Annotated in this window: 6 protein-coding genes, 2 pseudogenes and 1 other annotated feature; of the genes and pseudogenes, 6 read left to right on the top strand and 2 right to left on the bottom strand. The window is 61.2% G+C overall.

The window, feature by feature from the left end:
- The first annotated feature begins 335 nt into the window (after positions 1–335).
- Genes VQ045_RS20550 through VQ045_RS20540 form a run of 3 tightly spaced genes read left to right on the top strand, consistent with a single transcriptional unit; the run spans position 336 to position 2,821 of the window.
- Complete coding sequence (locus VQ045_RS20550) at positions 336–1,751, top strand: mechanosensitive ion channel family protein (protein ID WP_331831444.1); 1,416 nt, start codon at positions 336–338, stop codon at positions 1,749–1,751.
- A gap of 30 nt (positions 1,752–1,781) precedes the next feature.
- Positions 1,782–2,234, top strand: coding sequence for a hypothetical protein (locus VQ045_RS20545; RefSeq protein WP_331831443.1), 453 nt, complete (start codon positions 1,782–1,784; stop codon positions 2,232–2,234).
- Positions 2,195–2,821, top strand: coding sequence for an IS30 family transposase (locus VQ045_RS20540; protein ID WP_331831445.1), 627 nt, complete (start codon positions 2,195–2,197; stop codon positions 2,819–2,821). Before VQ045_RS20545 ends, VQ045_RS20540 begins: the two co-directional genes overlap by 40 nt.
- A 116-nt stretch (positions 2,822–2,937) precedes the next feature.
- On the opposite strand, the gene VQ045_RS20535 is transcribed toward VQ045_RS20540, so the two are convergent.
- On the bottom strand, positions 2,938–4,812 hold the full coding sequence (locus tag VQ045_RS20535; RefSeq protein WP_331831442.1) for an SLC13 family permease: 1,875 nt from the start codon (positions 4,810–4,812) through the stop codon (positions 2,938–2,940).
- Between the two features lie 151 nt (positions 4,813–4,963).
- Between VQ045_RS20535 and VQ045_RS20530 the strand changes: the two genes are divergently transcribed.
- Positions 4,964–5,380 carry an SDR family NAD(P)-dependent oxidoreductase gene (locus VQ045_RS20530; RefSeq protein ID WP_331831441.1) on the top strand — a complete coding sequence of 139 codons (417 nt, stop codon included), beginning with the start codon at positions 4,964–4,966 and terminating at the stop codon, positions 5,378–5,380.
- Here VQ045_RS20530 and VQ045_RS20525 read toward each other — a convergent pair.
- Positions 5,280–6,602: pseudogene (locus VQ045_RS20525) on the bottom strand (IS3 family transposase). The gene VQ045_RS20530 and the pseudogene VQ045_RS20525 sit on opposite strands and share 101 nt — an antisense overlap.
- Positions 6,203–6,319 (bottom strand) — a sequence feature (AL1L pseudoknot). It overlaps the preceding pseudogene by 117 nt.
- A gap of 47 nt (positions 6,603–6,649) precedes the next feature.
- On the opposite strand from VQ045_RS20525, the pseudogene VQ045_RS20520 reads away from it, so the two are divergent.
- A pseudogene (locus VQ045_RS20520) lies at positions 6,650–7,582 on the top strand (cation:proton antiporter); the annotation flags it as partial.
- Between the two features lie 118 nt (positions 7,583–7,700).
- A complete protein-coding gene (locus tag VQ045_RS20515; RefSeq protein WP_331831440.1) occupies positions 7,701–8,267 on the top strand; it encodes a DUF2254 family protein in 567 nt (188 codons plus the stop codon).
- The last annotated feature ends 51 nt before the right edge of the window (positions 8,268–8,318 follow it).

Here is an 8,318-nt window from a genome sequence, read left to right as displayed (position 1 = left end):
CATAGTGCGGGCGGGTGATTGCGGTCCAGGGCATCTTGATCTCCGTCGAATCTCAGCAATCCGACAGAATCACAACTCGCTGAAATCACTCACCTCTTTTTGGAACGGACACTCAGAGGCCGCGGGCGTAGAGTCTGGCTCGACTCAGCCGGCACATCTTCAAGGCAAACCGCGCCGACGCCCTCGCCGAGTGACGCCATCTCGGCGCGGCCCGAGGCACGGTTCCCCGCCTTGCCAGAGACTGGTTCGCGTTTGTCTGACAGCACGTGCTGGAGTAATCCCGCTGGGGGGAGCAAAGTTTCGTCGTCCTGGCGGAAGCTTGAAAGGCAATTTGGATGTCCCAATGTACGCGCCTTCGAAACAGCGGAAATCTGGCGATCCTGGGGGCGTTCACGCTCGCACTTGCCGGTGCGCCCGCCCTGGGGCAGACCTCTCCCACGACCCTGGATTCACCCACCGCGGACTCGCAAAAGCAAATTTCGGTCGCGCCCAATGCGCGAGATGAAGAGATTGCTGACCGCCTAAGGTGGATTATGGATGCCAGCGGCTGGTTCACACCGATAACCGTCTCAGTCCGCGAAGGGATCGTGTTTCTCGACGGACAGACCGAGACGGATGATCGGAAAGACTGGGCACGCCAACTGGCCCTCCGAACACAGGACGTAGTTGCCGTGGTGAACCGGATCGACGTGAAGCCGCCCATCAGTTGGGACCTGACCCCGACTTGGCGTGAGCTGGAGCGGCTGACCGATCGTGCTCAATGGCTTGCGCCGCTGACAGTCGTGTCCCTGGCCATCCTTCTGACTGCCTGGCTTTTGTCGCGCGGCGTGGCGGTGCTGGCACGTCATGCGTTACGCAGGCGCGTGCAATCGCCGTTGCTGTTGGACATCGCGGCGCGAACACTATCGATCCCTGTCATTCTGATCGGCATCTACCTTGTGCTGCAAGCCGCAGGGCTGACGCGGCTTGCCATCACGGTTCTGGGCGGTACCGGCCTCATCGGCATCGTGCTCGGCCTCGCCTTTCGCGAAATTGCCGAGAACTCGCTGGCCAGTATTCTGCTGAGTGTTCGGAACCCTTTCCGAACCGACGACTGGATCCAGGTGGGCGAGTACCAAGGGATCGTGCAGAACCTTAACATGCGTACGACGGTTTTGTTGACGTTGGATGGCAACCACGTTCAGATCCCGAATTCGCTGGTGTTCAAGAGTATTATCACGAACTTCTCAACCAATCCCCGCCGACGGGGTGAGTTCACCGTTGGCGTTGGCTTCGACGATTCAATTGTGATGGCACAGGAAGTCATAGTCCGCGCACTTCACGCGCATCCCGCGGTGCTGGACGATCCCGAACCGGGGGCGCTGGTCGACGAACTCGGCTCCTCGACCGTCAACATCAGGGTTCAGTTCTGGTTCGACGGGAGATCCTATTCGATCTTCAAGGTCCGTTCATCCCTGATGCGTCAGGTCAAGCGTGCGCTACAGGATGCCGGGATCTCGATGCCCGACGCGGCACGCGAAGTAATCTTTCCACAAGGTGTCCGGATACGTCGGGAGTCTGCCGCCGGCCCGGTGGGCGAAGGGAAGCCACAGCTCGATGCCGCGCCTGGCAAAGGTGAGGCCGCGACAGTCTCTGCGGGCGAAGGTGACCTGGCGTCGGAAGAAGGCGAACTCAAGCGCCAAGCCGCTGCCGCTGACCTGCCGGAAGCGGCGGATAACCTGCTGTTCTCCGGCAACGGAAGGAGGACCTGAGGTTTGCCGCAAGACGCAACGCAACCAAAGGTGAAACCGGAACCGGCGAATCCCGAGTTGCGGCAGGTGGATCTTCCCTGGAAGAACCCCAAGCCCAACCAGGAGGACCCGTACGCGCCCGGTCTCGTTTCGGCCATCCTCAACAGTCCGGAATACAAGCCGGCCGACCAGGATGTGGCGTTCTTGCGGCGGGACGACGCCCGCGGGCTGAGACTTCAACTCGATTTTCTGAAGGCAGAGACACTCCTCGAAGATCACGGCGTCGCGCATTCCATTGTGGTCTTCGGGAGCACGCGCGTGCCCGAACCAGAGGTTGCGCGCCGGAAGGCCGCGGCGCTGGAAGCAGCGCTTGCGGAGGACCCCGACAACCTCGCGCTAAGCGATCGCCTGCGCATCGCCCGCCGCATCGTCGACAAGAGCCGCTACTACGACGTGGCGCGGGAATTCGGCCGCAGAAGACGGAACGGCTCTGGCGCTTCCTGACCCGCCGGCATGCCCGGCGCAGGAAGCGCCGCGCTCGGGTGTCTCGCGACGCGATATCGGAGAAGGCCCATATCTCTCAGCGATCTGGCGTCGCCGACGCCCGCGAGACGGTGGGGCACTGGGAGGCCGATCTGGTGATCTGCAAGCGTTCATGCCCGGTCCTGGTGCTGCACGAGCGCAAGATCCGGATCACGCTGATGTCGCGTCTGGCCGGCAAGACCGCCGCCGAGACGATCGCCGCGATGATGGCCACCTTCCGGCGCCTCGACCCGAGGATGCGCGGCTCGGTCACCTTCGACAACGACACCTGTTTCGCCCGCCACATGCTGCTGCGCGGGATGCTGAGCGCAACGACCTACTTCTGCGACGCCTACGCGAGTTGGCAGAAGGGCGGGGGCGAGAACGCCAACGGCCGGATCAGACGATGGCTGCCGCGCGGCACCCATCTCGACGAGATCAGCGAACAGGACATCCAGGAGATCGCCATGACAATCAACCTCACACCCCGCAAGTGCCTCGCCTACAGATCCCCGGTCGAAGCGTTCCTGTCCGAGCTTGGCAGGGACGTCGAAATCAGGTTCGTTTGATGCGTTGCGCTTCGCGGTGGAATCCACCGTAGGCTGTTTGATCTGACAGTGCCGCTGAAACTTCTGGACCTTGCTGTCATAGGTCAATTGATCGTATGAGGCCTGTCCATGCGGATTTACAATGGCCAGACGATCAACAACAGCGGCATACTGACGACGACCACGATGACCTCGACCAGAAGTCCCAACCGCCAGTAATCACCGAACCGGAACCCGCCGGGACCAAGGATCAACGTGTTGTTTTGATGTCCTATTGGCGTGAGAAAGGCGCAGGACGCGCCAATCGCGACCGCCATCAGGAAACTGTCCGGATTGAGGCCAAGCGTGGCGGCAATGCCTAGGGCGATCGGGCAGAGGATGGCCGCAGTGGCGGCGTTGTTCATCACGTCCGACATGAACATTGTGGTGATCAAGACCACGGCCAACGCCGCGATAGGGTTGCCTTGCGCAATAGTCACGACCAGAAACCGTGCCAGCAGATCAGCGGCCCCGGTCGTCTGCATCGCGCCCGCAACCGGGATAAGCGCTGCCAGCAGCACGATTATCGGCCAATCAATCGTCGTATAGATTTTCCTTAGAGGGACCGTGCGCAAGAGCATCGAGGCCAGTACCCCAAGGGCAAAGCCCACGGGTGCAGGCAGCAGGCCCAGCGTTACAATGCCGATCGCACCCAGCATGATCGCGCCCGCAATGATCGCCATACGTTTGTCGGGGATGCGCAGCTCGCGCTCACCCAGCGGCACGCAGCCCGTATCGTTGATGAATTCGGCCATCATCTCGGCCGGACCCTGCATCAGCAGCAGATCGCCGGATTTCAGCTTTAGCTTGCGAAGCCGCGCCTGTGGTTGACGTCCTTCGCGCGACACGGCCAGCAGATTGAGCCCATAGCGTGTGCGCAACCGCAGATCGCTGGCCGAACGCCCGACGATGGTCGAGCCCGGAAGAATGGCGAGTTCTCGCAGCGCAATATCCTCGTCGCGCTCATCGCTCTCATCGGCGTCCTCGACCTTGTCAGCCTTCCTGATGGTGGTTTCCGCTTTGGCCGTTTTCGATGTCTTTTCGGACGCCTCGTCTGCCGTTTCGTCTTTGCTATCCGAGGCTGATTTCTGCGCCTCAAGCGTGATGCCGAAGACCGACAGCGCTTCGGCCAATGCGTCGACATCGGCCTGCAGCACCAGAACATCACCCGCGTGGATGCGGCGCACACCATGTGGCACGATCATGCGCACCTCGTTACGCACCAGACCGACGATCTGTGCGCCACTGTCCTCGATCTCGGCCTCGAAACCGCGCAGGGTCAGGCCGACAGCCTTACCTTTCTCCGGGACGCGTACCTCGGTCAGATAGGTGCCGGTGTCAAAATTGGCTCCAGCGGCAGATTTGCGCTCAGGCACCAAGCGCCAACCGATGAGTGCGACGAAGAGAACGCCCAAGGTTGCAACCGCGATTCCGACAGGGGCAAAGTCGAACATGGCGAATTGCCCCAGCCCGGCCTCTTCCCGGAAGCCCGAAACGATCAGGTTTGGCGGCGTGCCCACCAGCGTGGTCATGCCCCCCAGAATCGTGCCGAAGGCGAGCGGCATCAGGATCCGTCCGGGCGTCAGATCCAACCGGTCCGACAACTGCACTGCGATTGGCATCAAAAGCGCCATCGCGCCCACGTTGTTCATGAAGCCCGAAAGCGCTGCACCTAGCCCAATCAGCGCCAGCATGGTCGTGATCCGTCCGGCATCGCTCGGCAGGATGCTGCGCGCCAGCCAATCCACGGCGCCGGTGTTGCGCAACCCCTGACTGAGCACCAGGACACAGGCCACCGTAATCACCGCCGGATGGCCGAAGCCAGCGAAGGCTACTCCTGACGGAACCAACCCTGAGATGACGCAGGCCAAAAGGGCAGCTAACGCGACCACGTCGTGGCGAAACCGCCCCCACAGGAACAGCCCCATCATGGCAGCGAGAATTGCGAAGATCAGGATCTGCGGGTCCGTCAAGGAAACAGCTTTCGTGCTGGGTCTTCGCTTAAGACAAGTTTCGCGACCGGGTGCTGATCCGAGTTAGCCCCAGGGAGCCTCTTTTTCGATCAGATGGAGGCATGCCATCACAGCGACTTGTTCAGCTCGCTGAAGCAAAAGGAATTATAGAATGACAATCAACGGAAAAGTGGCGCTGGTGACCGGTGCGGCTCAAGGGATCGGACGTGGCATTGCCTTGCGCTTGGCAAAAGATGGCGCCGATATCGCTATTGTCGACATCAATACCGATAAGATGGCCGAAGTCGCTGCCGAGATTGAAGAGCTTGGCCACAAGGCCACAACATTCAAAGCCGACGTCAGCAACCGTGCGGAGGTCTATGCTGCCGTAGAGCATGCCGAAAAGACGCTCGGCGGGCTCGACATCATGGTCAACAACGCTGGTATTGAACCGCCCCGGCTTTCCCGGAGACTATTTGGTTTGAATCCTACGCGGCGATCGGCATGGCCTCAAGCTTGGCGTAGTATGCGGCTTCGGCCTCGGCAGGCGGAATGTTGCCGATCGGCTCGAGCAGGCGGCGGTGATTGAACCAGTCGACCCATTCGAGGGTGGCGAACTCGACGGCTTCGAGACTGCGCCACGGCCCGCGCCGATGGATCACCTCGGCCTTGAAGAGACCGTTGATCGTCTCAGCCAAGGCGTTGTCGTAGGAATCTCCGACACTGCCGACGGAAGGCTCGATGCCGGCCTCGGCCAACCGCTCGGTGTAGCGAATGCTGACATATTGGGCGGATTCAAACGGTCGTCGCAACACAGACCGTTTCTCGCTTCATCAGCCAATGATCAAGGGCTTCGGCCGGGGTTTTCCAGGCATGCGCTGTNTATTGGGCGGATTCAAACGGTCGTCGCAACACAGACCGTTTCTCGCTTCATCAGCCAATGATCAAGGGCTTCGGCCGGGGTTTTCCAGGCATGCGCTGTTCGCGACACGCGCCAGCCGACTATGCGGCGGGCGAACGTGTCGATGACGAAGGCCACGTAGATGAAGCCTCGCCATGTGGCGACATAGGTGAAATCCGAAACCCACAGCATGTTCGGCCGCGGCGCTTTGAACTGACGGTTCACCCGGTCGAGCGGACAGGGCGTGGCCTTGTCGCTGATCGTCGTCTTCACCGCCTTGCCGCGAACGACGCCCTTCAGGCCCATCTGGCGCATCAGCCGGGCGACGGTGCAATGGGCGACGTCAATGTCCTCGCGCTTCATCTGACGCCAGACCTTACGAACCCCGTAGACACCGAAGTTCGCCTCGAAGACGCGGCGGATGTCGTCGCATAGCTCCGCGTCACGTCGTTCTCGAGCCGGTCGGCGATCCGGGTCACGTTTGCGGGCCGCGTGCTCGTGGTATGTCGACGGAGCGATCGGCAGAACCCGGCAGATCGGCTCGACCCCATAGACATCACGATGATCGTCGATGAACGCCGTCATCGTCTGAACGGGCGGTCGAGCTCCGCCTGGGCAAAATACGCCGATGCCTTGCGCAGGATCTCGTTGGCCTGACGCAACTCGCGGACCTCACGTTCGAGAGCCTTGATCCGGTCGCGCTCATCGCTCGTTTGCCCGGCCTAACACCCTGGTCGCGTTCGGCCTGCCTGACCCAGTGGCGCAGCGTCTCCCCGGCGCAGCCGATCTTCGCCGCGATGGAGGAAATCGCCGCCCACTGCGAGGCGTGATCGCCCTGGTGCTCCAGCACCATTCGTACCGCTCGCTCGCGGACCTCCGGCGAATATCTCTTCGATGCCGTCTTCGTCATCATGACCCCATTCTCTCAAGAAGTGAGGTTTCCGGGAAAGCCGGGGCGGTTCAATGGCGACCTTGGGTGTTGTGGTGTCTACCGCGATCATCGGATGCGTCGTCTGGGCGGCAGCCGACCTGCTGGGTGTCGCGATCTCGTTGCCGTGGGCACTGGTGTTCGGGGCGCTGATCAGCCCAACCGACCCGGTCGCGGTCCTTGCCACGTTGAAAGAGGTCAAGGTCCCCAAGGACCTCAAGATCGTGATGACGGGCGAGACCCTGTTCAACGACGGTGTTGGCGTGGTGTTGTTTGCCGTCCTTGTCCACGCGGCCCTTGGTGACGGTTTCGACGCCTTTCAGGTGGGCAAGATGTTCGTGGTCGAGGCCCTGGGCGGTGCGGCCCTCGGAGCCGTGACAGGCTATGTCGCCTATCGCGCCATGCGCGCCATCGACGACTATTCGATCGAGGTGCTGATATCGCTGGCGCTGGTCGTGGGAACTTATGCGATCGCATCCAGACTGGAGGTAAGTGGTCCGCTGGCCGTTGTCGTCGCGGGTTTGCTGGTCGGAAGCAAGGGGCCGCGCGACGCGCTGAGCGATCAGACCCAGCGGTATCTCTTCGGCTTCTGGACGTTGATCGACGAAATGTTGAACTCGGTCCTGTTCCTGCTGATCGGGCTGGAGGTTCTGGTGCTGCGGTTCGAACCAGCCTTCGGCTGGCTGATGGCGCTGGCGGTGCCGCTGGTGCTCATTGCACGGCTGGCGGCTGTCAGCGGCCCGGTATTGCTGCTCGGATTTTTACGCAAATTCGCGCGCGGAACCATTCCGGTGCTGACCTGGGGCGGCTTGCGGGGCGGCATCTCCGTGGCGCTGGCGCTTTCTCTGCCAGAGGTCGCGGAGAAATCTGCTTTACTGGCCGCAACATATGCCGTGGTTGTGTTCAGCCTGATCGTTCAGGGGCTGAGTCTGCGTGCCGTGATCATGCGGGTGGTGCGATGAACACTGTCAAATGGGGTTTGCGGTCCAAACCGCTCGACCCGGGGGCAGAGCAAACAGCCTGTCGGAAACCGGCTGTGCTGACAGCCCTGATTTATAATTTTAAAGCAAGGAGTTGGTCATGGCGGCCTCATTTTCGATAACCCGCGTCACAGCGTTCTGGGGACGGCTCAACTCCAGCTTCTGGTTTGTGCCCGCAGCCATGGGATTGTTGGCTGTCGCTCTTTCTTTTGTGCTCATCGAGGTCGATGCCCTGCGCGATGTGGCCCAGGCGGACAATCCGAGGGCTTTCTATACGTTCGGACCCGAAGGGGCCCGTGCGACGCTGTCGGTGATCGCGAGTTCCATGATCACGGTGGCCAGCCTGATCTTTTCGATCACGATGCTGTCGTTGCAGCTTGCCTCCTCGCAGTTTGGGCCGCGGGTTCTGGGCAACTTCATGCGGGATCGCAGCAACCAGATCGTCCTGGGCACGTTCATCGCGACCTTTCTATATTGCCTGTTCGTGCTGAGGTCGGTGCGGGGCACGGAGGGAGCCAGCTTCTCCAGCTTCGTCCCCCATCTGGCGGTTGCGTTTGGTGTGCTGATGGCCGCGGCAAGTGTCGCAGTCCTGCTTTACTTCATCCATCAGAGTCGGTCCGGAAAGTTGTTCAATTTGAACAAAGCCTTCGCAGCATTAGGCGGATAGACGCCAGTTTGAGGAATGCGAGCGCGTTGCGCGACAGGTTCTCGAAATCCT

Source organism: Aurantimonas sp. E1-2-R+4 (assembly GCF_036549515.1).
In the GTDB taxonomy this organism is placed as follows: Bacteria; Pseudomonadota; Alphaproteobacteria; order Rhizobiales; family Rhizobiaceae; genus Aurantimonas; species Aurantimonas coralicida_A.
This window is presented reverse-complemented; position numbering and strand designations above follow the sequence as displayed.